The organism is Flavobacterium sp. MMLR14_040, from assembly GCF_033657265.1.
Taxonomy (GTDB): Bacteria; Bacteroidota; Bacteroidia; order Flavobacteriales; family Flavobacteriaceae; genus Flavobacterium.
This window is the reverse complement of the sequence record NZ_JAWVWO010000010.1, coordinates 110,735-134,951: the sequence shown is the minus strand read 5'-3', so window position 1 is coordinate 134,951 and position 24,217 is coordinate 110,735. Positions and strand designations below refer to the sequence as shown.

General features: G+C 32.9%; 22 protein-coding genes. 4 read left to right on the top strand and 18 right to left on the bottom strand.

Annotated features, from left to right (window positions below):
* Positions 1–79: 79 nt before the first annotated feature.
* Complete coding sequence (locus tag SD960_RS14765) at positions 80–940, bottom strand: YicC/YloC family endoribonuclease (RefSeq protein WP_318804321.1); 861 nt, start codon at positions 938–940, stop codon at positions 80–82.
* Positions 941–1,335: 395 nt separating this feature from the next.
* Positions 1,336–1,689 carry an arsenate reductase family protein gene (locus SD960_RS14760; RefSeq protein ID WP_302093901.1) on the bottom strand — a complete coding sequence of 118 codons (354 nt, stop codon included), beginning with the start codon at positions 1,687–1,689 and terminating at the stop codon, positions 1,336–1,338.
* A gap of 77 nt (positions 1,690–1,766) precedes the next feature.
* Between SD960_RS14760 and SD960_RS14755 the strand changes: the two genes are divergently transcribed.
* Positions 1,767–2,222 carry a DinB family protein gene (locus tag SD960_RS14755; protein WP_318804317.1) on the top strand — a complete coding sequence of 152 codons (456 nt, stop codon included), beginning with the start codon at positions 1,767–1,769 and terminating at the stop codon, positions 2,220–2,222.
* Positions 2,223–2,253: 31 nt separating this feature from the next.
* On the opposite strand, the gene SD960_RS14750 is transcribed toward SD960_RS14755, so the two are convergent.
* The 6 genes from SD960_RS14750 to SD960_RS14725 form a co-directional block, all read right to left on the bottom strand.
* A complete protein-coding gene (locus SD960_RS14750) occupies positions 2,254–2,748 on the bottom strand; it encodes a septal ring lytic transglycosylase RlpA family protein (protein WP_318804315.1) in 495 nt (164 codons plus the stop codon).
* A gap of 89 nt (positions 2,749–2,837) precedes the next feature.
* Positions 2,838–3,260: a hypothetical protein gene (locus SD960_RS14745; protein WP_318804313.1), complete on the bottom strand. Its 423-nt coding sequence runs from the start codon at positions 3,258–3,260 to the stop codon at positions 2,838–2,840.
* A 105-nt stretch (positions 3,261–3,365) separates the two neighbouring features.
* A complete protein-coding gene (locus tag SD960_RS14740; RefSeq protein WP_318804311.1) occupies positions 3,366–6,149 on the bottom strand; it encodes a TonB-dependent receptor in 2,784 nt (927 codons plus the stop codon).
* Positions 6,150–6,457: 308 nt separating this feature from the next.
* Complete coding sequence (pgi, locus tag SD960_RS14735) at positions 6,458–8,107, bottom strand: glucose-6-phosphate isomerase (protein ID WP_318804309.1); 1,650 nt, start codon at positions 8,105–8,107, stop codon at positions 6,458–6,460.
* A gap of 128 nt (positions 8,108–8,235) precedes the next feature.
* A complete protein-coding gene (locus SD960_RS14730) occupies positions 8,236–8,727 on the bottom strand; it encodes a lipocalin-like domain-containing protein (protein WP_318804308.1) in 492 nt (163 codons plus the stop codon).
* Between the two features lie 10 nt (positions 8,728–8,737).
* Positions 8,738–9,298 carry a short chain dehydrogenase gene (locus tag SD960_RS14725; protein ID WP_318804307.1) on the bottom strand — a complete coding sequence of 187 codons (561 nt, stop codon included), beginning with the start codon at positions 9,296–9,298 and terminating at the stop codon, positions 8,738–8,740.
* Between the two features lie 92 nt (positions 9,299–9,390).
* Between SD960_RS14725 and SD960_RS14720 the strand changes: the two genes are divergently transcribed.
* Positions 9,391–10,239: an AraC family transcriptional regulator gene (locus SD960_RS14720; protein WP_318804306.1), complete on the top strand. Its 849-nt coding sequence runs from the start codon at positions 9,391–9,393 to the stop codon at positions 10,237–10,239.
* 49 nt (positions 10,240–10,288) lie between these two features.
* Here SD960_RS14720 and SD960_RS14715 read toward each other — a convergent pair whose 3' ends face one another.
* The 10 genes from SD960_RS14715 to SD960_RS14670 all read right to left on the bottom strand — a co-directional run bounded on the left by SD960_RS14715 (position 10,289) and on the right by SD960_RS14670 (position 22,536).
* Positions 10,289–10,828 carry a hypothetical protein gene (locus tag SD960_RS14715; RefSeq protein WP_318804304.1) on the bottom strand — a complete coding sequence of 180 codons (540 nt, stop codon included), beginning with the start codon at positions 10,826–10,828 and terminating at the stop codon, positions 10,289–10,291.
* A 349-nt stretch (positions 10,829–11,177) separates the two neighbouring features.
* On the bottom strand, positions 11,178–12,398 hold the full coding sequence (locus SD960_RS14710) for a M23 family metallopeptidase (RefSeq protein ID WP_318804302.1): 1,221 nt from the start codon (positions 12,396–12,398) through the stop codon (positions 11,178–11,180).
* Positions 12,399–12,419: 21 nt separating this feature from the next.
* A complete protein-coding gene (locus SD960_RS14705; RefSeq protein WP_042565493.1) occupies positions 12,420–13,361 on the bottom strand; it encodes a tryptophan 2,3-dioxygenase family protein in 942 nt (313 codons plus the stop codon).
* Complete coding sequence (locus SD960_RS14700; RefSeq protein WP_318804301.1) at positions 13,361–14,131, bottom strand: DUF3108 domain-containing protein; 771 nt, start codon at positions 14,129–14,131, stop codon at positions 13,361–13,363. Before SD960_RS14700 ends, SD960_RS14705 begins: the two co-directional genes overlap by 1 nt.
* 298 nt (positions 14,132–14,429) lie before the next feature.
* Positions 14,430–15,590, bottom strand: a complete 1,161-nt coding sequence (gene hppD, locus SD960_RS14695; RefSeq protein ID WP_318804300.1) for a 4-hydroxyphenylpyruvate dioxygenase — start codon at positions 15,588–15,590, stop codon at positions 14,430–14,432.
* A gap of 93 nt (positions 15,591–15,683) precedes the next feature.
* Positions 15,684–16,040, bottom strand: a complete 357-nt coding sequence (locus SD960_RS14690) for a four helix bundle protein (RefSeq protein ID WP_318804299.1) — start codon at positions 16,038–16,040, stop codon at positions 15,684–15,686.
* Positions 16,041–16,213: 173 nt separating this feature from the next.
* Positions 16,214–17,371 (bottom strand): homogentisate 1,2-dioxygenase, encoded by a 1,158-nt coding sequence (locus SD960_RS14685; protein WP_264525603.1) that lies wholly within the window; start codon positions 17,369–17,371, stop codon positions 16,214–16,216.
* 450 nt (positions 17,372–17,821) lie between these two features.
* Positions 17,822–20,098 carry a patatin-like phospholipase family protein gene (locus SD960_RS14680; protein ID WP_318804296.1) on the bottom strand — a complete coding sequence of 759 codons (2,277 nt, stop codon included), beginning with the start codon at positions 20,096–20,098 and terminating at the stop codon, positions 17,822–17,824.
* A gap of 9 nt (positions 20,099–20,107) precedes the next feature.
* Positions 20,108–21,901 (bottom strand): excinuclease ABC subunit UvrC, encoded by a 1,794-nt coding sequence (gene uvrC, locus SD960_RS14675; RefSeq protein ID WP_318804294.1) that lies wholly within the window; start codon positions 21,899–21,901, stop codon positions 20,108–20,110.
* Positions 21,902–22,008: 107 nt separating this feature from the next.
* Positions 22,009–22,536: a hypothetical protein gene (locus SD960_RS14670; protein ID WP_318804292.1), complete on the bottom strand. Its 528-nt coding sequence runs from the start codon at positions 22,534–22,536 to the stop codon at positions 22,009–22,011.
* A gap of 105 nt (positions 22,537–22,641) precedes the next feature.
* Here SD960_RS14670 and SD960_RS14665 point away from each other — a divergent pair, with 105 nt between their 5' ends.
* Together SD960_RS14665 and SD960_RS14660 are read left to right on the top strand one after the other, a co-directional pair.
* Positions 22,642–23,628 (top strand): succinylglutamate desuccinylase/aspartoacylase family protein, encoded by a 987-nt coding sequence (locus SD960_RS14665; protein WP_318804291.1) that lies wholly within the window; start codon positions 22,642–22,644, stop codon positions 23,626–23,628.
* Positions 23,615–24,184 carry a 5-formyltetrahydrofolate cyclo-ligase gene (locus SD960_RS14660; protein ID WP_318804290.1) on the top strand — a complete coding sequence of 190 codons (570 nt, stop codon included), beginning with the start codon at positions 23,615–23,617 and terminating at the stop codon, positions 24,182–24,184. The genes SD960_RS14665 and SD960_RS14660 overlap by 14 nt, the downstream gene beginning before the upstream one ends.
* The last annotated feature ends 33 nt before the right edge of the window (positions 24,185–24,217 follow it).

Here is a 24,217-nt window from a genome sequence, read left to right as displayed (position 1 = left end):
TGGCTTTAGGCGGTACGCTTTAAGCTCTCTTACTTTATGTTTTTTTTGCTTATAGCCTAAAGCTTAAAGCTTAATGCGTTTACAAAACATTCAAAACCTGTTCTTTAATCTTCTCTAGTTCATCCTTCATCATCACAACCAATTTCTGCATTTGAGCGTGATTTGATTTTGAACCCATTGTATTAATCTCGCGACCCATTTCCTGGGTAATAAAGCCTAATTTTCTACCATTTGCTTCTTTACCTTTTATAGTTTCTAAGAAATAATCTAAATGGTTCGTTAAACGGACTTTTTCTTCGGTAATATCAAGTTTCTCAAGATAATAAATCAATTCCTGTTCAAAACGATTTTCATCAACATTCACTTTCAATTCAGAAATTGCAGTTTGCAAACGGTCTTTAATAGCCTGAACACGTTCTGGATCAAGAGCCAAAGCATCGTTCATGTATTGACGAATATTGCCAATTCTTAGGTTAAATTCTTTTTCAAGAGATTCACCTTCGTCTTTTCTAAAATTTAAGATGTTTTGAAGCGCTTCTTCGATAATAACCTGAATTTGTTCCCAGTCATTTTCGTCGATTTCCTCGCGTTCTGTTTTCAAGGTATCCGGCATACGAATCGCCATTTTCATCAATTCTGTTTCATCTGCAGCAGGATATACTTCTCTTAACTGAGCGATATAATTTTTTACAACAGGAACATTTACTTTAGTGGAAGTTTGTTCAGCAGTACTTTCGATGTAAATCGCAAAATCAATTTTTCCTCTTTCAAGTTTGGTAGAAATCTGAGTTCTTAAACCTAGTTCCATTTCGCGATAAAGCGACGGCATTCTTACGTTTAAATCTAAACCTTTACTATTTAAGGATTTTACTTCGACGGTAATTTTTTTTGTAGGCAATTGCAAAGAAGCTTTGCCAAACCCTGTCATAGATTGTATCATATAATTGAGTATAAAGGCGCAAAGATAAATAAAACTTTGCAGTCTTGGGTTTTAAATCTCGAATCTGTTAAAACAGTTTGTTTGCCACGAATTTCGCTAATTTTTACTAATTAATCTTGTCTAAATCTTTTAGAATTAGCAAAAATGAATTTATTGATTTTTTCGATTAATTAAAAATTTTAATTCGTGCAAATTTGTGCAATTTGCTTCGCTTATTCGTTATGGCTCAGGTTGTGGTTAACTTTTTTAAAGACAGAATTTTAGTTTTTTGGGCGTTTCCGCCGCGGCGGACAGGCTATCCGCTCCCAATCTTTTTTTGAGCAGAAAAAGCTCAAAAAAAGGATTTCCACTTCTATCCCTAACGCAAACCCGTATTCATTAGATCTTTTCGGGTTTTATTTCTCTAAAGCCTTCATTACCTGTAAAGTCACAGGTTGTGTATTGCCAATATAAATTTTCTCATCAATAATAAAAACCGGACGACTGATAAACGTATAATGTTCCAGAATATATTTTTTAAAATCGGCTTCGGTTAGATTTTTGTTTTTCAAATCCATTGACTTGTACAACTGTGCTTTTTTACTAAATAAAGCTTCATAGCTACCTGCAAGCTGATACATTTCTTCCAGTTCAGCCTCCGTAATCGGATTTTGTTTAATATCGTGAAAAACCAGATTATTGTCTTTTGGTAAACTTTTAATGATTTTTCGGCACGTATCGCAAGAAGCTAAGTAATATATTTTGTTCATGATTTCTGATTTATTAGAGTACAAAGAAAATCCATTTGAAATATAAAAATGACTAATTTTATAAAAAAAATATAAATATGAGTTCAGTTTTTAAAGTACAGAAAACCATTCGCGAAATTCTTCTAAAGATTTTGGATAATCATTCATTAGAACAATTGAATAAAATTCCGGCAGGATATAGTAATAATTTAATTTGGAATGTGGCACATTGTATTTCCTCACAGCAAGTTTTAGTCTATAAATTGTCAGGTTTGCCAATGCTGGTTTCTGATGAATTTATTGATAAATATAAAAAAGGAACAAAACCCGAAGGCGATGTTTCACAATCAGAACTTGATGAAATCAGAGCATTACTTTTTTCAACTTTAGATACAACTGAAAAAGATGTTAATTCGGGAATTTTTCAAAACTATACAACCTACATGACAAGTATGGGTTTTGAACTCACAAATGTTCAGGACGCATTAGATTTTGTGAATTACCACGAAGGAATTCATACCGGAATCATAATGAGTATTCGAAAATTTGTTTAAATAAAAAAGTCCCAATTAAGGGACTTTTTTGTTATTCTATTATTCTTTCTATTGTCACTTTCATCGCACCTGCGCCTTTGCTTTTGGTTATTTCCATAAAAGCTCTTTTTGAAAGGTCTAATTCACGCGTTTTTACAAACGGACCACGATCGGTAATTTTTACAATTACAAATTTCCCGTTTGCTTCATTGGTTACTTTTATTCGGGTACCAAATGGAAGCTTTTTATGGGCTGCGGTGTATTTGTTATTGTCAAATCTGCTTCCGTTTGCTGTTTTTCTTCCGGTAAATTTATCAGCGTAATAAGAAGCGTGTGCATTTTTTTTGTAAGGTTTTAATTTTAAACCATTGTCGGTAAATAGAGAATCATTTTCCAACGGCGGGACTGATAATTTTCCAATTTTTACTGTGTCCTGAATAATTTTAGGAGGTTCTACCGCTGTTTTGTTTTGACTCGTTATAGTAGTAAAACAACTTAAAAATGTAACTGCAAATAGAGAGAGGGTAATGTTTTTTTTAATTCTCATGGGTTATTGTTTTTCAGACTTGGGGACTTTGTACAAATAATATGCCGAGATAAAAAAAGCCCTAATTTTAGGGCTTTAGTTGATGGTTTTTAAAACCACAGATTCCATGGGATTCTACTTAAAATAAGCAATAATCCTAAACCGTAAAAAATAGCAAAAGTTTTAAATTTTGCTTCGCTATTAATTAGTTTTTTATGTTTAGACCATCCAATAGTAATTAGAATGATGGCTATAATATTGATTAGAGGATGTTCTAATGAAGTTAATCGAAGTTCTGCATTAGACATTTGTCCGAAAGCAGCTTTTCCCAAAGGAGAAACAAAATAAAGGATCAAACCGATTAATAATTGAGTATGAGTTCCGATTAAAGCAAATAAGGCAATTTTACGATCTTTAGCAGTAAAATCTTTTTTTGAAGTTAATCCGATGATAGCATTTACAACGGCAATTAATAAAAGAAGCAAAGCTAAATATGCCCAGCCAGAGTGAAATTTTTGTAGAAAATTGTACATAAATTATTTTTTTGATTGAAACAAATATAACAAAAAAGGGTATAAAAAAACGGCATTGAACTTAAAAGTCAATGCCGTTTTTGATATTTATTTAGATTCTAAATATTAGAAATCGTAACGTAAGCTAAAGTTCCAAGTTCTACCGAAACCGAAGAATACTGCGTTATTAGTAGCAATTCCTCTGTAAACTAAACCATTTGAAGCATAAGTTCCATTTGATCCGGCTGGTTGACCAGCGGCAACAGGAAGATTATCACTAGCAAAATTGTTTGTTTTTGATTCAGCGATATAAACTGTGTCAAACAAGTTGTTTACGTTTAGTCTAAAGTTAACAGAGTTTGCTTTTGTTCTTCCAACTAACCATTTGTATGAAATACCTGCATCTACTAATCCATAAGAAGGCAATTCTAAAGCTCCTTTATTATCAGCAGCTGTAAAGCTGTTTGGATTTAAGAAAGCATATAATTTTTCATTATAGTTGTAAGTTGCATCAACATTTAATCTTGTAAGTACTTCATAAGTAGCGCCTAAAGAAGCTGTTAATTGTGCAGCATCACCAACTTTTACTTTGTCAAGATATAATAATGCGCTTTCAATTACATTATTTTGGTTGTCATAAGTGGTAGCGTTTGCTTGTCCTTCATATTCCCAATCTCCCATAGAGAACATTGCGTTAATTTTTAACTTGTCCATAACTCTTGCAGTACCTTCAAGTTCAAAACCTGTATGTACTTCTGTAATTCCGGTATAGTCAAAATAACCTCCAGTATTTGTTGTTCTTGTATCAGTAATTCTTAAGTTTCTATCTTTCCATGATGTACGGTAAACGTTCACGTTTGCATTGAAAATACCTGAACGGAATCCGTATCCTGCCTCAAGACCTAATATTTTTTCATTTGTTAAAAGTGGATTCACAATTGATGCATTCCCTGGGTAAACCGCATTAAAGAAAGGCTGTTTAGAATAGTAACCTGCATTTACGAATACATTATGGTGTTCGTTAATGTTGTAGTTAGCTCCTCCTTTTACGTTTCCTCCCAGAATGTTTTCATAATCTGTACTAGATAACGGATCTGAAGATAAATATTTAAAATAATCTACTCTTTTGAAACCTTGTTGAGAAATAGCTCCCTGAATAAATGCAGTCAATTTATCATTAGAATATTCTAATTGCGTAAATGCACCGTACCAGTTTACATCACCATCATTATTGAAGTTAATTTTTTCCTCTCCGCTTGTACTTTTGAAAGGATTCCAAGAAGGATAAACTGAATTTGTTTCAGTTAAAACTCTATTTGGATTGTTAACATCATAATTATCTAAATAACTGTCAGCTCCTAAAAGGTTGTTGATGTTTTGGTAGTGAATACCTTTGTATCCTCTAACATCAATACCAGCATCTAAAGTGAAATGTTGACCTAATTTTTTATCTAAATTGATAATTGCACCATACCAGTTATGAGAGTTGATTGATGAAATTTGAGAAATACCAGCTCCAGTTCCTGCTGAACTTGACGTATTTTGATACTGACCAGCAGCATTTGGTGTACGTGTAATTGGTGTTGTAGCACCAGCAAGAGTTACTGGTTGACCAGAGTTATATGCTACGATTTTGTCATAATCAACTAATCCGTCTGCAGTTCTTAATTTAGCGTTAGCGTAGTTGCTTCCTTGAATTCCACCAGTACCATTTGTTCCACCACCACGTCCGAAAGAAGCGTATGCGATAGTTGATAATTTAGTCGTTTCGTTAATTTTGTAATCCCAGTTAAGAGAAGCTACCGGTTTGTGGTAGTAATTTCTTCTAATGTTAAATTCTTTTCCGTTTAAAAGACCCCAGTCAGAGTTGTATTTAATATTTGGATCAGAAGGAGTTCCGTATTTTTGGTACGTTTCTAAAGTAATATTACTTGTTCTTTGGTTGTGCCATTGTGGCGCACCAGTAAAAGTAAATTGAAAGTCATGTTTGTTATCTTTAGTAGCATAACCAAGACCAATGTAGTAATTATCTCCATTAAATTTTGTTCCGTCTACGTAACCATCACCTTGAGTATGGCTGTATAAAACAGATGCAGAGAAACCACTGCTTAATTTTCCTGTAGAATAAGAAACTTGTGATTTAATATAGTTATCATTTCCAAATGAAGTTGAAACTGATCCTCCTTCTTTTAAATCAGAAGCTTTTGTTAAAATGTTGATCGTTCCTCCAACAGAAGCAATTGCTAATTTTGAAGATCCTAAACCTCTTTGAACCTGCATTGCAGAAGTTACATCAGATAAACCAGCCCAGTTACTCCAGTATACAGTTCCACCTTCCATATCATTAACTGGCATACCGTTAATCATAACCGCAATATTTTTTTGGTCAAAACCACGAATGCTTATTCTTGAATCTCCAAATCCACCACCTGATTTTGTAGTATATACAGAAGGAGTGTTTTTAAGGATTTCCGGAAATTCCTGAGAACCTAATTTCTCTTGAATTTCAGCTGCTTTAATAGTTGAAACCGCAACAGGAGTTTTTCTGTCTTTTGCGATATCTACTGTACTACTTTTAACAACAATCTCGCTTAATTCATTTGAATTTGAGTTTAAAGTAATAGTTCCTAAGTTAACTGTTCCTCCAGCTGCAACAGTAAAAGAAATAGTTTTTGATTCATATCCAAGATAAGAAACAACAACTTGCCCAGATGTAACTGAAGTTGTAATAGTAAATTTACCATCAAAATCACTTGAACCAGCGTCTGAAGATCCTTTAACTGCCGCATTTGCACCAGGTAAAGAAAGAGCACCATCGGTAATAGTACCCGTAATTTTGTTTTGAGAAAATGCGGTTGAAACTATCATGAACAATAGTCCCGTGAGTAACCAATTTTTCATTGTCTTCATTTGTTTATTTAGTTTATTGTTTTTGGCAAAATTATAACATTAAAATCAGATAATGTTATCAAAATGTTAAGAAAGGATAGATTTGTTTAATCTGTTGCACATTAAAATGATTTTTTCTTTTTGTATTACTTAAAATCGGTTTTTTTTGAATTTAATGCCGTGTTTTTTGTTAAAATGATAATAATACAACCAATATTGTAGTGTTTAACTTTCAAAAATATCTCTTTTCTTTGTTAAATGAGGCGATTTATACGAAAAAACGCCTTAATTTTGTTAAATTAAGACGTTTCAAATTTGGTATGTAATTTTTAAGTTAACTTATTGCTTAAAAAATGTTTCAGTAAAAAAGTAGTTGAGCTATCGTGATTTTTTACTGTTTTTGTATTTATTTCTTCTAAAATAGAATTTGCCAATTGTTTTCCTAATTCTACACCCCATTGGTCAAAACTAAAGATATTCCAAATAACCCCCTGAACAAAAATTTTGTGTTCGTAAAGTGCAATCAAAGAACCCAAAGATTTTGGAGTTAGTTTTTGAATTAAGATCGTATTCGTTGGTTTGTTTCCGGTAAACACTTTAAAAGGCAATAAATAAGAGGCTTTTTCTGCAGCAAGTCCTTGTTTGTCAAATTCTGCCTGAACTTGCTCTGCTGTTTTTCCATTCATCAAAGCTTCGGTTTGAGCAAAAAAGTTTGACATTAACTTGTCGTGATGATCTTCGTTTCCATATAATGGTTTTACGAATCCAATAAAATCAGTTGGGATTAATTTTGTTCCCTGATGAATCAATTGGAAGAAAGCATGTTGAGAATTAGTTCCCGGTTCTCCCCAAATAATTGTTCCCGTTTGGTAGTTTACAGGTTTTCCGTCACGGCCAACACTTTTTCCGTTACTTTCCATAGTTGCCTGTTGCAGGTATGGAGCTAATTTTTGTAAATATTGTGTGTACGGAATCAAAGCTTCGCTTTCGGCACCAAAAAAATTATTATACCAAACGCTCAATAAAGCTAAAGTTACGGGAATGTTCTGATCAAATTCTGCAGTTCTGAAATGTTCGTCCATTTCATTGGCACCTTTCAACAAATCATTATAATTGTCAAAACCAATTGCCAAAGCGATGCTTAAACCAACAGCGCTCCACAAAGAGAATCTTCCTCCAACCCAGTCCCACATCGGGAAAACATTGTCAGGATTGATTCCGAATTCCGTTACTTTTTGAATGTTTGTAGAAACAGCCACAAAATGTTTTGCAATATCTTCTTTCGAAGCCGATTTCAAAAACCACTCTTTTATCGTTTCAGAATTTGATAAAGTTTCTTGAGTTGTAAAAGTTTTCGATACAATCAGAAAAAGAGTTGTTTCCGGGTTCAGTTTTTTGATTACTTCATTGACGTGATCACCATCAACATTCGAAACAAAATGAAGATTTAAATGGTTTTTGTAAAACTGTAAAGCTTCAACAGCCATAACCGGACCAAGATCAGAGCCTCCAATACCAATATTAACAATGTCGGTAAAAGCTTTTCCGGTAAAACCTTTTCTTTCTCCCGAAATAACTTCGTTTGTAAATTTCTTGATTTTATTTTTTACTTCGTAAACTTCAGGAATTACATTTTCGCCATCAACTTTAATCGTTGCCGACTCCGGAGCACGCAATGCTGTGTGTAAAACCGCTCTGTTTTCGGTTTGATTGATAATTTCTCCGCCAAAATATTGAGCAATCGCATCCTTTAATCCAATTGAATTCGCCAATTCTAACAAAAGTGAAATGGTTTCCTGATTGATATTGTTTTTAGAATAATCAACTAAAAAGTCATTCCATTGTAAATTGAATTTTTCAACGCGGGCATTATCCTGTTGAAACAATTCTTGTATCGTAGTTGCTTGAATCGCATTATAGTGGTTTTGCAGATTTTTCCACGCTTCAGTCCCGGTTGGGTTTGTTGTGTTTAAAGCCATTTTTGTTTTTATTGAAAGTTTGTTTATTGAAACACAAAAATACTGAAATTACTTTTAATAGCTTAAAGCTTCATAATTATATAACAATTAGTTACGAAAACGTTTTTCTTAAGAATTGCTGTTTTGATTTAAAGTTTTTTCCAGACGACTTTTGCCGTTACCGATTTTCCGCCTTGGGTTGTATTAACGACTACATATTCTAATTCGCCATTATTATACTTGTAAGACCGTTTTTGTTCTGTTTTTTCCCAATTTGGGAAAGAAGCAGTTTCTATCTTAAAAGTAATAGTTTTCGTAGAATCATCAATTTCATATTTACCAAAATGCGAATTGCTTCCTTGTACGATCGCAGCATTTTCTTCAGGAGTGCATTTGTTTTTATCTCCCGATATTATTTTAAGCCTTTGATTTTTGTAAATTTGAATGGCATAGTTTCCTTTGTCATCGAGAAATAATAAGCCTTCCGGATTTGTTTCGTACGGGAATGTTTTATTTCCGTCAGCATTTGTATTTTCGACAGAAATCAATTTCCACGTGCCAATTAATGTTTTTTCGATTTTTTGTGCAAAAGTAATATTGGTGATAAATAATACTATTGCAACCGTTTTTAGTCTTTTCATGATAAAATGATTAATAGTTTACTTTAATAATTTCTCCGCTTACAGTACTTTCTACACTTTTAAAATAAGCATTTGTTAATTCATGAATCGGAATGTCTGTAACTTTTGCCGGACTTATAGCATTGATGCGAATTCCTCTTTCAAGTTCTAAAGAAGCGGCGAGAACGAAACTGTTTGTTGCACCATTTACAATTGCTTTTGCCACATTGTTTTTTACCGGTTTATCTCCCATTTTTCCAGAAGTCAAAGTAAAAGAGCCATTATCATTTAGATATTTCTGTCCGATTAAGACAAGATTTATTTGACCCAATAATTTATTCTGAATGCCAATGTTTAATTTTTCTTCGTCAAGCGAAAGTAATTCTCCCGTGTAGCAATCGCCGGCAGCACAAATACAGGCATCAATTTTTCCGATTTGCTCAAATAATTTCTCAATCGAATTTATATCATTAATATTTACGTTAAAATCTCCACTTGTTCTTCCTGCAGAAATAATTTCGTGATTTTTAGCAAATTCAGGTTTTAGTATTTTACAGATTTCACCATTTGCTCCAATTAAAAGTATTTTCATTTTTTATGAATTTTGTTTGTTATCAGATACAAAATTAGCGGGTTAGCTTTCAATGAAAATTGTACTTATTGGTACTAAAATTGTATTTTAGCATGATGACAAACACAAACTTATATCTCCCTTTTGAAGTCGATGTGAAAGAACTTGAACAGTTCCCGAAAACAACGCGGAAGAATAATTTTTTTGAATTGATATATGTTGTGAGCGGAACGGGAATTCAGATTATCAATAATAATCAATTTCAATATCGTGCAGGAAATTTATTTCTTGTTACACCTCAGGATGTACATTCGTTTGAAATTTTGACGCCAACAAAATTCTTCTTTCTGCGATTTAACGAATATTACATCAAAACAAATGCTCAAAAAGGAATGCAGGAAACAGTACAGCGTATGGAATATATTTTGCAAAACGCAAGTCATCGTCCGGGATGTATTTTAAAAAATACAGTCGACAAACCCTTGATTGCTTCGCTTATTGAAAGTGTTATGAACGAACAAACAAATCAGCAAATTTATCATCAAAAGATAACAGAGCAAATTGTAAATGCAATAATCACAATTGTAGCGAGAAATATTGCTTTAAAATTACCAAAGAATATTAAAGAAGCTACCGGAGAAAAGGTACTCGAAATATTACATTATATTCAGGAAAACATTTATAATCCGAAGGAATTAAAAGCAAATGTAATTAGTGCACATTTTAATATTTCTATGAATTATCTCGGAAAGTACTTTAAAAAACAAACCGGAGAAACATTACAGGAATATATTTCTAATTATAAATTGAGATTAATTGAAGCGAGACTTTTAAATACAGATATGAGGATAAACGAAATTGCTGACGAACTTCATTTTTCAGATGAAAGTCATTTCAATAAGGTTTTTAGAAAACATAAAGGGATAAATCCTTCTGAATTTAGGAAGAAGTATTCTAGGTGATATATTTTACATTTCAATTATAAAATCTTTGACCAAGGTTTGTTTAAGCTTATTTTTCTAATCTAATCAAGTCAAAATACATAAATCTATGTCTCTCATTCTTATCAGAATCCAATAGAAAGATGAAATCGTTTTTTTGATAAGTAGAAAGCTGAACAGGTTTATTATAAGCATCCAATATTAATAATCGACATGCGGGTTTGTGTTCAATAAAAGTCCATCCTTTAATAAAGTCCAGAATTTGATGCGAAAGCCCATTGCCCTTATAGTTTTTGTCAATTCCCAATCGTGCTATTTTAACAGCTGGATATTGTCTGATTCTTTTCTCGTTTGGTAGCTTAATTTTTCTGTGAAGTCTATTCCAAATGGAGTTTTCATAACCTAAGTCATTCAAGCAATCATTTGATATCGAAAAAAAAGCAACTATTTGATTAGTTTCTTTAAACAAATAAGTATTTGTGATTTTTTCGTTCTGAAATTTTTTAGAATCTTCAAATAAAAATTCATTTATTTCGTCATCCTCACAATCAAAATACTCTAAAACATCATCATCGTTTAATAATGAAAAAGTAAAATCGGATAAATCCATTTGTTATGCTTTTTTTGCCATAACCTTGCTTACCAGAGAAAAAATTTTAGCTTTTTTTTCTTCAGAAATTTTATTTGTTTTACTTGAGGATATGACAGTATTAAATCTTTTAGATTCGTCACCTTTTACTACTGGAGTTATTTTAATCGTAGTCGCCATTTTCTGTATTTAATAAAAGTAAAAATTATGCTACAAATATACGAAGTTTTAAATGAATTCAGTTTTGTATCTTGAGTTTTACTGATTTTTAATTAATTATTGATTTTATCAAATCTAACACCAAAGTTTTTTGTTAATTTCTATTAAGTCGTAAAGTAAAACCTTTTCCTTAGTTATTAAAAAAAGAATATTACAAATTCCCAATGCTATCCAATTCTCTTTTTAAAGGTTCCATTTGATGTAAAAAACGGGTTTTGTCATTTCCTGTTAAAGATTCTCCCGTTGGAAGATTTAATCGAAGTGCATCAACCTGAATTCCGTTTTTCCAGAAACGATAACAAACGTGTGGGCCAGAAGCTAATCCTGTGCTTCCCACTAATCCTATTTTTTGTCCCTGTGTAACTCTTTGTCCGCGTTTTACTAAAATTCTGGACATGTGCAGATATTGAGTAGAGTAGGTGCCGTTGTGTTTTACTTTTACAAAGTTCCCGTTTCCGGCGGTATAACCTGTCGCTTCAACAACTCCGGATGCAGTAGTAGAAATTGGTGTTCCTGTTGGAGCTGCATAATCAGTTCCTTTGTGTGCTTTCCAGGTGTGTTGTACCGGATGAAATCTATTCATTGTAAATCGTGAAGTGATTCGGCTGAATTTAATTGGAGTTTTTAAGAAGAAGTTTTTCAGCGTCTTTCCTTCATCATCATAATATTCTACTTTTCCTGAAAGTGTATCTTTTTCAAAAGGGAAAGCATAAATAATTTTTCCTTTATATTCAAAAAATGCCGCTTCAAGTTCTTCAACGCCATCATAAACTTTTCCGTTTATAAAACGTTCAGTAAAAATTAATCCGTAACGATCTCCTTTTTTTAATTTAAAAAAGTCAATAGACCATGAGAATACTTTGGTAATTCTGCTGGCAAGAGCTGTTTCAACGCTTTCGTCTCCTAAAGTTTCAGATAAAGAGGTTTTTAAAACCCCGCCAATTATTTTACGTTTAAAAGTTACAGGTTTTATTTTTTTATAAGCTTTTGCAATACTATCTCTAACATCAATTACATAATAAGTTAAAGCATCTGGCTGATAAATAAATACCTCTAAATTGTTGGTTTTGTTTTTAGATCGAAGAAGTGTGTAAGGCTTATTGTATCGAATCGTTCTTACGTCAAAAGAATCTTTCACCTGCTCGACAATATCATACACTTTTTTGTCGCCAATATTTTGACCCTGAAAAATAGATCCAAAAGAATCTCCTTTTTTTATAGTATCTTGAAGTACATTAAAGTCACCGTAATTAAAACCAAATTCTATTTTTTTAGATTTTGGTTTGCTAATTTTAGTTTCTACTTTTTCAGCAGTTTTGTTACATGAAAATATGGAAAATAATACTATTATAATTACGAATGCTTTTTTCAAACTTTTAAAATTTTTGAGAAATTAAACAGTAGTTTCATTTCCCCAATTGGACAATTCTTCTTCGGTCCACAATTTAGGAAAAAAGATGCGTCTTTGAAATTTTGGATGCATATATTTTTGCCAATCGCTTCCGCCAGTTGCCTCGCCATTGCCTTTTCCGCTTTCCAGTATGTATTTTCTTGCAGTATTAAGATGTTGCATTACCCATGTAATGTTTACCGTTTGATCATAATGACGCATTGCCTTAATTAATTCCTCATTTTGCTGATCTGCCTGGGGTAATTGAGTAAATTTTTGCCAGATGTTTTTTGTTTTGAATGATGACATTTGACGCAAAAACTGATCTTTATATTTGTTTTCGAATTCCTGAAGCAAATACGATTTTTTTCCGGTTTGATAATCTTTTCCTGCTGCCTGCCAATACAAATGTTCGAAACTGGTTTCCGGATCTGTATTTTCATCAAAACTTTCTTTGTATCTGCGATCTGTCAAATTGATAACATCCGTAGATGCAAATTCAATTAATCTGTATTGTGCGCTTTGAAAACCACTGGCGGGAGTCAAAGTATTTCTGAATTTCATGTATTGATCCACTTCCATTCCATTTTCCATAATGCTAAACGAATTCGTAAGCATGTCAAAATAACGTGTGATTCTGGATAATCTTTCACTAAAAAAATCTACCTGAATATTTTCTGTATCAGCAATTTGATCAATTTCCCACAAGATCATTTTAAAAATCAATTCGTTTACCTGATGGTACATGATAAAAACCATTTCGTCAGGAAGCGTCGTGCGCTGAATTTGTAAATTTAAAAGTGCATCAGTCTGAATGTAATCCCAATATGTAATTGGCTTTGACCAAAGTAAACCTTCAAGTTGTACATCTGTTTTCTGATTTATAGCTTGAAATTTAAGGTCAATTTCTTTTAAAAGTGATTCAGAATTATCTGTGGTGTTCATTATTTTTTTACTTTAAATGGATTTTTTAATCCTTTATATTCATCGAGATCTGCTTTGAGGGATCCTACTGCAAGATCTGCTTTTATTCTAACCGGAACTTTATTGTTATCGTCGGATATCCAAAGAGTTAAACTTTCTTTTTCTTTAAAAACTCTTCCTGTTTGTACCATTGGTTTAAAGACCATTGTAGAAACGGTTCCAAATTTAGTTGTAATATCCTGACGACCTACATATTTTAACTTAAATTTTGTGATTTCTTCATCAAAAAACATGTCGATTGTAATAGACTCTCCAGATTTTAATTTATCAATGTTGGGATGATTTCGCAAGTAATAAAAAGACGAAACAATATCCTGCACATTATCAGTAAGAAGAATTGTTTTTTCGGTTTTTCGTTTATAATCTTTTACTAAAACTCTATTTTCACTTTGGTTAAAAATACCTTCCTGATTTTTGGTATATCCACCTTCGTCAATTTTTCTAACATAACGATAGGGTTCACCTGTTTGTTTGTCGAAATAGCTTTCGTATAAATCTTCAACTTTGAAGAAAAATTTTGACATTCCGGTAGTGTATCCTTTACCTATGGCATGAAAAACTTTTTTGTTATTTACAGTTGCATCTTTAACTTCGAGTGTGGCATAACCGGCATTTACAATTCCATAATGGATTCTGAATTTAAAATATTCACCAGTATCAAAAGCATCTTCTTTTTGGGCGTCGAAACTGAGAACGGTAAGGGCTAATATGATGAGAACTAACTTTTTCATAGTACAATTTTTACATTTCATTATAAAGGTAATTAAATGCAAATTCTATTCCAAATGTACCAAAACAAAAAAACTCAGTCAAAAATGACTGAGTTTTTATGCTATTAACTAACCAAAAAACTATAAATTATGAAATTTATATCAATTCGGAAGGAAACCACCCCTTCCTGATTTGCGAGTGCAAAGATAGATAGAAAGTTCAAAAAACAAATAGCAAAAGGCAAGTTTAACATAACATTTGCATAAAAAGCATCACTTTACAGAGAATTATTCGATTTAATGTAAAAATAATGCGATTTTACAAAGTTCCTCTCAGTTCTTGTTCTCTTTCGATTGACTCAAAAAGGGCTTTAAAGTTCCCTGCGCCAAATCCTTTTGCCCCCATTCTTTGAATAATTTCAAAAAATAGCGTTGGTCTGTCCTGAACCGGCTTCGTAAATATTTGTAATAAATACCCATCTTCATCGGCATCGACCATAATGGCCAGTTTCTCAATTTCGTTAATATCTTCTTTCATCATTCCCATATGCACACCTAATCTTTCAGGAATTGCTTCATAATAAGTGTGAGGAGGCGCAGATAAAAATTCAACACCGCGTGCTTTTAGCTGTGAAACTGTTTTTATAATATCATCTGTAGCAATCGCAATATGCTGAATTCCGGGACCGCCATAAAAATCTAAATATTCTTCAATTTGAGATTTTTTCTTTCCTTCTGCAGGTTCGTTGATTGGAAATTTAATTCTTCCGTTTCCATTCGACATTACTTTACTCATCAATGCAGAATATTCTGTAGTAATCTGTTTATCATCAAAAGAAAGGAAATTTACAAATCCCATAACTTCTTCATAGAATTTTACCCAGGTATTCATTTCATTCCAACCCACATTTCCAACCATGTGATCAATATATTTTAATCCTGTTGGTTCCGGGTTATAGTCAGATTTCCATTCTTTGTAACCTGGCAGGAAAACTCCGTTATAGTTTTTTCTTTCTACAAAAATGTGAACCGTTTCTCCATATGTATAAATTCCGGAACGAACGACTTCTCCAAACTCATCTGATTCAACCGTTGGTTCCATAAAAGAGCGAGCGCCGCGTTTGATGGTTTCTTCATAAGCACTTCTCGCATCTTCAACCCAAAGAGCAGCAACTTTTACACCGTCGCCGTGTTTTTGAAGATGTGCGTGAATTGGAGAATCTTGCGCTAATGGCGTTGTTAAAACAATTCTAATTTTGTCTTGCTTCAAAACATAAGATGCTCTGTCTCTAACTCCTGTTTCTAATCCTGCATACGCTAATGACTGATATCCAAAAGCAGTTTTATAATAATGTGCAGATTGTTTTGCGTTTCCTACGTAGAATTCTACATAATCGGTTCCTAATAATGGAAGGAAGTCCTGCGCTCCTTCAAATATTTTTTCTAAACCGTATTCTACTGATTTTACTTCTTTACTCATAATTTTTTAATTAGAAAATGAGTCAATTAGAAAATTAGGTAATGTGCGTTCCGATAAAAATTATCTCATTAACACATTGACAAATTATCTAATTCATTTCATTTTTGATGTTGATATTATTTTATTTAAAATTTTTAAAATTTCTGATAGATCATTTAATAAACGTTTGCAATTTGGATATTCTCTGTGTGCATCACATAAAAACAACCAATATTCTGTTTCGTCAGCTTCTTTAATTGCTATTTTTAATTTATGTATAAAATCAGCTTTACTTTCTGCATTTTGTGATTTCGAATTTGCACCTATAGATGTTCCGCTTTTTAGTAATTGATTTGCAATTACAAACTTCTTCTGATTTTGTAATTCAGTCGTATAGTGAATAATATTTAAGGCAAAATCGAAAGTTTTTATTAAAAGAGCATTGTCTTTGTATTTTTCGTTGAAAGTCATGTTTTTAATGTGATAATTAGAAAATTTGATAATCAGATAATTATTTTATCGTAAGTTTAAATTTACAAATTAAATCATTTTTTATAATTATCTAGTTTTCTAATTGACTAATTATTATGCGGTTTCAAGAACATTATCTAATTATCTAATTTACACATTGCCACATTAAAAAGTTACTCCGTCCACGACTTGTAATACTGACCATCATCCAATCCCATTGCTTCTTCAGTAACCATTAATGGCCTGAAGGTATCAACCATAACGGCCAATTCCTGGGTTTCTTTGTGACCAATGCTGCGTTCCATTGCGCCTGGAGCGGGACCATGCGGAATTCCTTTTGGATGTAAAGTGATATGACCTTGCTCGATGTTATTACGGCTCATAAAATCGCCATCAACATAATATAAAACTTCGTCTGAATCTATATTGCTGTGGTTGTATGGCGCCGGAATTGCTTTCGGGTGATAATCGTAAAGTCTCGGGCAGAAAGAACAAACGACAAAAGTGGCCGTTTCAAATGTTTGGTGCACCGGAGGCGGTTGGTGAACACGTCCCGTTATAGGTTCAAAATTATGAATTGAAAATCCGTATGGGAAATTGTAACCGTCCCAACCCACAACGTCAAAAGGATGTGTGGCGTAAACCACTTCGTGAATCATGCCTTCTTTTTTGATTTTAATTAAAAAATCACCTTTTTCGTCATGTGTTTCCAATTCGTTTGGCAGAATAAAATCACGCTCGCAAAATGGCGAATGCTCTAAATGCTGACCTGATTGGTTTTTATAACGTTTTGGAGTATAAAAAGGAGAGTAAGATTCGACGTAAAAAAGGCGGTTTTCTTCTGTTTCAAATTCTATTTGGTAGATGATGCCTCTCGGAATAATAAGATAATCTCCATATTCAAAAGGAATATTTCCTAGCATGGTTCTTAATTTTCCTTTTCCTTTATGGATGAAAAGCATTTCATCTGCATCGGCATTTTTGTAGAAATAATTTCGAAGCGATTCTTTTGGAGCGGCCAGTCCAATGATACAGTCTTTATTGACCATCATGGCTTTGCGGCTGTCGAGAAAATCGTTCTCCGGTTTTAATTCAAAACCTTTAAATAGTAATGATTTTATGTTTTTTCCGATTGCAATTTTTGGTTCAACCGAATAAGAGTTTAAAATTTCCTTAACCTGAGTTGGTCTGTGAACATGATATGATAATGACGAATGTCCGTGAAAACCTTCGGTTCCAAATAATTGTTCATAATAAAAACCTCCGTTAGGTTTTTCGAATTGTGTGTGTCTCTTTTGAGGGAAATCTCCAAGTTTATGATATAATGGCATGGCTTTTCAATTAGATAATTTGTAAATTAGATAATTCGAAAAAGGTGAATTGTGTGAACAGATAATCAGATCAATTCTATCATTGACTAATCATCTCAATTCGTTGGTTTCACTCAGGATTTCTCTTGATGAGGAATTGAAGATATTCTAATAAACCTGTCCATTTTGTTTTCATTATAACAAATGTCGTAATTTTTATTGATTTAAATTATAAATCATATCATTTATAGACGCAAATTAATCTAAAATTTTTGACATTACAACGATATAGTTGCAAAATAATTCAATTTTTTTCTCCATTAAGGCAAAATTTGAGCACTAAAAATTTAACCGCAAGGTGCGCAAAGTTATTTTAGTAGGTTTTTATAAAACACAAAGTTCGCAAAGCTTTATCTAAAATAACTTTGCGAACTTAGCGTAAATCATTGCGGTTAAAAATTAAAGTCAGGATTAAAACATAAAACCAATACTAAACCAGGTAAAACTTTTTGACATTTCCGGCGACCATGAATGCTTAATTTCGATTGGTCCTATAATTGTTTCCAGACCGTAGCCAATAGCGTAACCAGAATATTTTGGCATAGAAACCCAGTCAACAGTCGTAAAAATATCGTCACCAAGATTGGCATAATTGGCAGAAATATTAACGTGATTTTTTTTCAATATTTCATAATCAAGCGTCAAAGCTGTTTTTATATAACTGTTTCCCGCAATGCTTAAAAAATCATATCCGTAGAAATAATTAAAATTATTGATCTTGTTATAACCGTATCCACCCAGTATATAATCAAAAAAAGGAACGCTGTCACTGCCAATATTGAATCCGGCGTCGGCTTCGATTTTAAAAGTAGCTTTTTTGAATAACCTGTCAACAAAAGCAATTTCTGCCTTTGCTGTAGAGAAAGGTTTGAATTTTCGTGTATAATCTGAAGATGCCAAATAGGTTTGCACATCTGTAGAAAAATAGACTCCCGAGTGAGGGAAACTTTTATTATCTAAAGAATCGTATTTTAAATATCCGAAAACACTAAAATAGCTGCTTTTTTCGATAATGTTCTCCTCATTAGAAAGTGTTGGCGAATTTATTTTCAAATATTTGTATTCAAGCCCGCCGCCCATTAAAAATTTTTGCACAAAAATAGTTTGAAAATAAGCCTGATTCGTAACATCCATAAAGTCAACGTTAATTAAATTCCCCGGACTTTCTGTAATTAAACTGCTGAAACTATTGGTCACATTTCGATTAAATTGATTTAATCTCGAACGAAATCCAAAACTTATATTAAAACCATTTTCAACATAATAATTAAAATCATACCTAAAGTTATCTCCCAAAATAATATCTAGAGAAGTTACATCATTTTTTAAGAATGTTTTTTTATGTGTAAGATTTAATAAAATTCCACTTTTATAAAGTCCATCATAATGCAAACCCAATTTCAAATACGTTTGCGTTGGATTTTCTCTTAATACTAAATCTAAATCATCCTCATTTCCATCTGGCTGTAAACAATAAGAAATCGCACTAAAGTTTTGTGTGGCATCCAGATTGTTCATTCCGGCTTTTAAATCATCATACGTAATAGTACTTCCGGGTTTAAAACGAAGTTTTCCGCGAATATATTCTTTAGTATAATTGTCTAGTTTATCGCTGTTTATTTTTTTAATTTGAATAGTATCAGAACTTATTTTTAGCTTTGGTTTTTTATAAAAAGTAGTTTCGTTTGTAAGGTCTTTAATTTTTTCATAAACAGCAAAAGCAGCTTCTTCACCTTTTCTTATTATTTCTTCCCCTTTATCGAATGAAATTACACCATAATCACGAATGTCCGGTTTTATGTAAACATCGGTGTCTTTGATTTTCTTTTTCATTTTGTCAATCGATTGAAGATTGGTGATTTGTACCAAAATTCTGGTTGCATTTTTCAGGCTTTTTCTGTTCAGTAAATCATCCTGAACATCAACACCAATTATAATGTCTGCACCAAGATTACGAACTTCTTTTATAGGATAATTATTAACGACGCCACCATCAACCAATAATTTTCCGTCGATTTCTACCGGAGTAAAAAGGGAAGGAAAAGCCGCACTGGCCATCATTGCCTGAACCAGATTGCCTTTGTTTAATAAAACCTCTTCGCCGGTTTCGATGTTTGTACCGATACATAAAAACGGAGTTGGTAATTTATTAAAATCGCGAACATGCCTAACATTGCGGGTTAAACTGCTTAATAAATTATAATTGTACATTCCCTTTGAAAGTGCTTCGGGAATACCGACTCTGAAATTACTGAAAGGCAAAACGATGGCATATAACTCGTCATTTTTTTTGCCATAAAAGTTTTTAGACGAACGCGGAATATAGTCGTTTATCAATTCGTCAAAATTGGTTTTCTTGAAAATAGAATCAATTTGAGAGGCGTTGTAGCCAGAAGCATAAAGTCCCCCAATTATAGATCCCATACTGGTTCCGCCAATATAATCGATTTTGATTCCGGCTTCTTCCAAAACTTTTAAAACTCCAATATGTGCAAATCCTTTGGCGCCTCCACCACTTAAAACCAAACCAATTTTGGGTCTTTTTACGCTGTCTTGTTGTTCTTGCGAAAATGTTTGCTGCGAATTAAAAAATAAGAATGCAAGAAATGTCAACTGAACAAACCAGTTGGAAATGGAAAAAAATCGTTTTGAACAAGTATTCGTAATAGACAGCTGAATTAGGCGCATAAGAAATAACTAGTTGGTTTTGTAAAAGTCGACAATTTTTTTGGCTTTTGATACTCCTACAACGTCAGATATTTCTTTTTCGGTAGCCAATTTTAATCTTTTAACACTTTTGAAATGCTGTATTAACGTAAGCATCGTTTTTTCGCCAATGCCCGGTATGCTTTCTACAGAAGAATTGAGCGCGGCTTTGCTTCGTTTATCACGATGAAACGTGATTCCGAAACGGTGCGCTTCGTTTCTTAATTGCTGTATTACTTTTAATGTTTCAGATTTTTTATCTAAATATAACGGAATTGAATCTCCGGGATAAAATAATTCTTCGAGTCGTTTTGCAATCCCGATAATGGCAATTTTACCTCTTAAACCTAAATCGTCAATACTTTTTAAAGCAGCAGATAATTGCCCTTTTCCTCCATCAATAATAATCAATTGTGGGAGCGGTTCATTTTCATCCAGTAATCTTTTGTAACGGCGATAGACAATTTCGGTCATCGACGCAAAATCGTCGGGACCTTCAACAGTTTTTACGTTAAAATGACGATAATCTTTTTTGCTGGCTTTTCCGTCTTTAAAAACTACGCAGGCAGCAACGGGATTGGTTCCCTGTATATTCGAGTTATCAAAACATTCAATATGGCGCGGTTCTACAGGCAAACGCAAATCTTTTTGCATTTGTGCCATGATGCGATTTACGTGTCGGTCAGGATCTACAATTTGCAATTGTTTTAACTGTTCAATTCTGTAAAATTTGGCATTTCTGATTGATAAATCCAGAATTTGTTTTTTATCGCCAAGCTGCGGAACGGTTGTTTTTATTTTTTCTCCCAAATCAATTTCAAACGGAACAATTACTTCTCTTGATAATAAATTAAAACGTTCGCGCATTTCTATAATCGCCAGTTCTAATAATTCTTCATCGGTTTCGTCCAGCTTTTTCTTGATTTCCATGGTGTGCGAACGAATGATCGAGCCATGAGAAATTTGTAGAAAATTCACATAAGCCGCACTTTCATCCGATACAATCGAAAATACGTCGATATTGGTAATTTTTGGGTTTACAATCGTTGATCTCGATTGGTAATTCTCAAGAATTTCTATTTTTTCTTTGATTTTTTGCGCTTCTTCAAAATGTAGGTTCTGCGCATAATCATTCATCAAACGCTTAAAATCTTTCATGCTTTCTTTGAAATTTCCTTTCAGAATTTCGCGAATAGCATCAATTTGTCTTTGATAATCTTCAAACGATTCATGGCCTTCGCAAGGACCTTTGCAATTGCCAATATGATATTCGAGACAAACTTTAAATTTACCCGAATTGATATTCGATTGACTTAAATCGTAATTGCAAGTTCTTAACGGATACAATTCTTTGATTAAATCCAGAATTGTATGCACCATTTTGAAATTCGTATAGGGTCCAAAATATTCAGACCCGTCTTTTACCATTCTTCGGGTTAAAAATATTCTCGAAAAAGGTTCTTTTTTAATGCAGATCCATGGATAACTTTTATCATCGCGCAACAACACATTATAACGCGGCTGCAATGTTTTGATCAGGTTATTTTCTAATAAAAGCGCATCTGTTTCGGTAGGAACAACGATATGTTTGATGGTTACAATTTTTCGAACCAAAACATTCGTTTTTCGTGTATCGTGAATTTTATTAAAATAAGAAGAGACCCTTTTTTTTAGATTTTTGGCTTTGCCAACATACAATATTTTGTCGTCCTTGTCATAATATTGATACACGCCGGGATTGTCCGGCAAGGTTTGTATTTGAAGTTCTAAAGACGGTTTTTGCATAGAACAAATTTAAACTTTTGAGTTTAAATTATGAATCATTCTTTTAAGTTTCTTCAAAAAAAAAGAGTCCGCTTTTTATAAAACGGACTCTTTTTTATCTGGCATTTTTATTTAATCGTGAAGTATTCCGTTTGTAGCAAATGTGTTCTTTCGTCAAACTCAAAGTCTACATATTTTGCATCGTCTTTTTTAATAGAAACTTCCATATTACTTCTTCCAATTTCTTTTTTATCTTCATTGAAAGCTTTTAAAAGTATTTTACCCTTAAAATCTTTTTTTGCGATTAAGTAAATAGTGACTTTTTTATGCTTTTCTGCATCGGCTCCGTAGATCTTTTCAGCTTTACATTCATCAAAATTTGCAGTAAATCCGGGATCAGCAATAACTTTTGAGTTATTTATACTCTCGCTCATTCCCGAATTTATTCCTTTTATTACATCTCCAATTCCTTTTGATGCACTTTTAGCTGCGGCTTTTCCTTCTTCCTGAAGTGCCTTTCCTGCACCTTCAATTAATTTAGATTTTACAGCGATTGCTTCGTTTCCGTCTGTTTCCGCTTCTTTCATTTTTTCTTCTTTACTCATACAGGAAACAAGTAATGTTACTGCACTAAATAAAAGGACTATTTTTTTCATAATGTTTTTAAATTTTTGAGTGAAATAAGCGACTAAAAGCTTAAGTATTTGGGTCAAATATATAGATTTAAAATATAATTTCTATATTTAGATTTTATAATTCATATGAAAAATAATAAGCCCATGATTATCTTTGGCGAACCGGTTTTGCCAGGAGAACACAAAACGATAAACGTCGAAATTGCCCGATTACATACTACTACAAAACTGAATATTCCCATTATTGTACGTCGCTCCAAGCTTGATGGTCCGGTGGTTTTGTTTTCAGCCGGAATTCACGGCGATGAAATAAATGGTGTCGAAATTGTGCGCCAGATTATTAGCAAGAAAATAAATCGACCAATTCGGGGTACCATAATTTGTATTCCGATTATTAATATTTATGGTTTTGTAAATAAATCCCGGGAGTTTCCTGATGGACGTGATTTAAATCGTGTTTTTCCGGGAAGTAAAAAAGGATCTTTGGCGAGCCGTTTTGCTTTTCATATCGTTGCCGAAATTTTACCGATTATAGATTACGCAGTCGATTTTCATGCCGGAGGTGCAAGCAGATTTAATGCTCCCCAAATCAGGATCACAGAAAATAATAAGGAATTAAAACTTTTGGCAGATATATTTAATGCCCCATTTACACTTTATTCTAAAAATATTAGTGGTTCTTTCAGGAATACATCAGAAAAAGCCAATGTAAAAATGTTGCTTTTTGAAGGTGGAAAATCATTAGATATCAATAATGTTATTGCAAATGAAGGTGTGATGGGAGTGAAGCGTTTACTAAATTATTTAGGGATGCTTGATCCAAATCAAATTGTAGAAGAACCTGAAAGTCCTTCAATTTTTATTAAAAACTCGGTTTGGCTTCGTGCCAAATGTTCCGGTTTATTGCACGATTATAATTTGATTGGAAAGTTTGTTACCAAAGGAACAATTTTAGCAATCATTACAGACCCTTTTGGTAAATTCGAACAAAAGGTAAAAGCACCGCATGAAGGTTATGTAATCAACGCCAATCATTCGCCAATTGTTTATGAAGGCGATGCTATTTATCACATTTCTAAAAATAATCCAGGAGAAGAAGATGCCGACGAATAAAAAAGAACTACGATTACAGTATAAAAGTCTTCGAAAAGGGATTTCGCCTGACGAAATTGAAGAAAAAAGTCTGGCTGTAGCCAATGAATTACTGCAATTGCCTATTTGGAATAAAACCTATTATCATGTTTTTCTTCCGATAGAAGAACAAAAAGAAGTCAATACAGAATACATTTTGCATTTGCTTTCCGGAAAAGATAAAGAAATTGTGATTTCAAAAAGTGATTTTGAAACCAGAAAGATGTCTCATTTTTTATTGACGGATAATACCAAAATCAAAAAAAACGAATACAATATTCCCGAACCAGTAAATGGTTTGCCGGTTCCGTCTGAAACTATTGAAGTAGTTTTTGTTCCTCTTTTGGCTTTTGATATTTTTGGAAACCGTATTGGTTACGGAAAAGGTTTTTACGATAAATTTTTAGCAGAATGCAAACCGGAAACCATTAAAATTGGTCTTTCGTTCTTCGAAGCCGTAAACCAAATCGATGATGTTTTTGAATCGGATGTAAAATTGGATTATTGTGTGACGCCTGAGAAAATATATACATTTTAAATTCCCCACCTGCAAAATCGTAGAGACGCACAG

Excerpts from the sequence above, each read along its gene's own strand:
- SD960_RS14765 (WP_318804321.1), bottom strand. The coding sequence starts at position 940 with ATGATACAATCTATGACAGGGTTTGGCAAAGCTTCTTTGCAATTGCCT.
- SD960_RS14760 (WP_302093901.1), bottom strand. The coding sequence starts at position 1,689 with ATGAACAAAATATATTACTTAGCTTCTTGCGATACGTGCCGAAAAATC.
- SD960_RS14755 (WP_318804317.1), top strand. The coding sequence starts at position 1,767 with ATGAGTTCAGTTTTTAAAGTACAGAAAACCATTCGCGAAATTCTTCTA.
- SD960_RS14750 (WP_318804315.1), bottom strand. The coding sequence starts at position 2,748 with ATGAGAATTAAAAAAAACATTACCCTCTCTCTATTTGCAGTTACATTT.
- SD960_RS14745 (WP_318804313.1), bottom strand. The coding sequence starts at position 3,260 with ATGTACAATTTTCTACAAAAATTTCACTCTGGCTGGGCATATTTAGCT.
- SD960_RS14740 (WP_318804311.1), bottom strand. The coding sequence starts at position 6,149 with ATGAAGACAATGAAAAATTGGTTACTCACGGGACTATTGTTCATGATA.
- pgi (WP_318804309.1), bottom strand. The coding sequence starts at position 8,107 with ATGGCTTTAAACACAACAAACCCAACCGGGACTGAAGCGTGGAAAAAT.
- SD960_RS14730 (WP_318804308.1), bottom strand. The coding sequence starts at position 8,727 with ATGAAAAGACTAAAAACGGTTGCAATAGTATTATTTATCACCAATATT.
- SD960_RS14725 (WP_318804307.1), bottom strand. The coding sequence starts at position 9,298 with ATGAAAATACTTTTAATTGGAGCAAATGGTGAAATCTGTAAAATACTA.
- SD960_RS14720 (WP_318804306.1), top strand. The coding sequence starts at position 9,391 with ATGATGACAAACACAAACTTATATCTCCCTTTTGAAGTCGATGTGAAA.
- SD960_RS14715 (WP_318804304.1), bottom strand. The coding sequence starts at position 10,828 with ATGGATTTATCCGATTTTACTTTTTCATTATTAAACGATGATGATGTT.
- SD960_RS14705 (WP_042565493.1), bottom strand. The coding sequence starts at position 13,361 with ATGAACACCACAGATAATTCTGAATCACTTTTAAAAGAAATTGACCTT.
- SD960_RS14700 (WP_318804301.1), bottom strand. The coding sequence starts at position 14,131 with ATGAAAAAGTTAGTTCTCATCATATTAGCCCTTACCGTTCTCAGTTTC.
- hppD (WP_318804300.1), bottom strand. The coding sequence starts at position 15,590 with ATGAGTAAAGAAGTAAAATCAGTAGAATACGGTTTAGAAAAAATATTT.
- SD960_RS14690 (WP_318804299.1), bottom strand. The coding sequence starts at position 16,040 with ATGACTTTCAACGAAAAATACAAAGACAATGCTCTTTTAATAAAAACT.
- SD960_RS14685 (WP_264525603.1), bottom strand. The coding sequence starts at position 17,371 with ATGCCATTATATCATAAACTTGGAGATTTCCCTCAAAAGAGACACACA.
- SD960_RS14680 (WP_318804296.1), bottom strand. The coding sequence starts at position 20,098 with ATGCGCCTAATTCAGCTGTCTATTACGAATACTTGTTCAAAACGATTT.
- uvrC (WP_318804294.1), bottom strand. The coding sequence starts at position 21,901 with ATGCAAAAACCGTCTTTAGAACTTCAAATACAAACCTTGCCGGACAAT.
- SD960_RS14670 (WP_318804292.1), bottom strand. The coding sequence starts at position 22,536 with ATGAAAAAAATAGTCCTTTTATTTAGTGCAGTAACATTACTTGTTTCC.
- SD960_RS14665 (WP_318804291.1), top strand. The coding sequence starts at position 22,642 with ATGAAAAATAATAAGCCCATGATTATCTTTGGCGAACCGGTTTTGCCA.
- SD960_RS14660 (WP_318804290.1), top strand. The coding sequence starts at position 23,615 with ATGCCGACGAATAAAAAAGAACTACGATTACAGTATAAAAGTCTTCGA.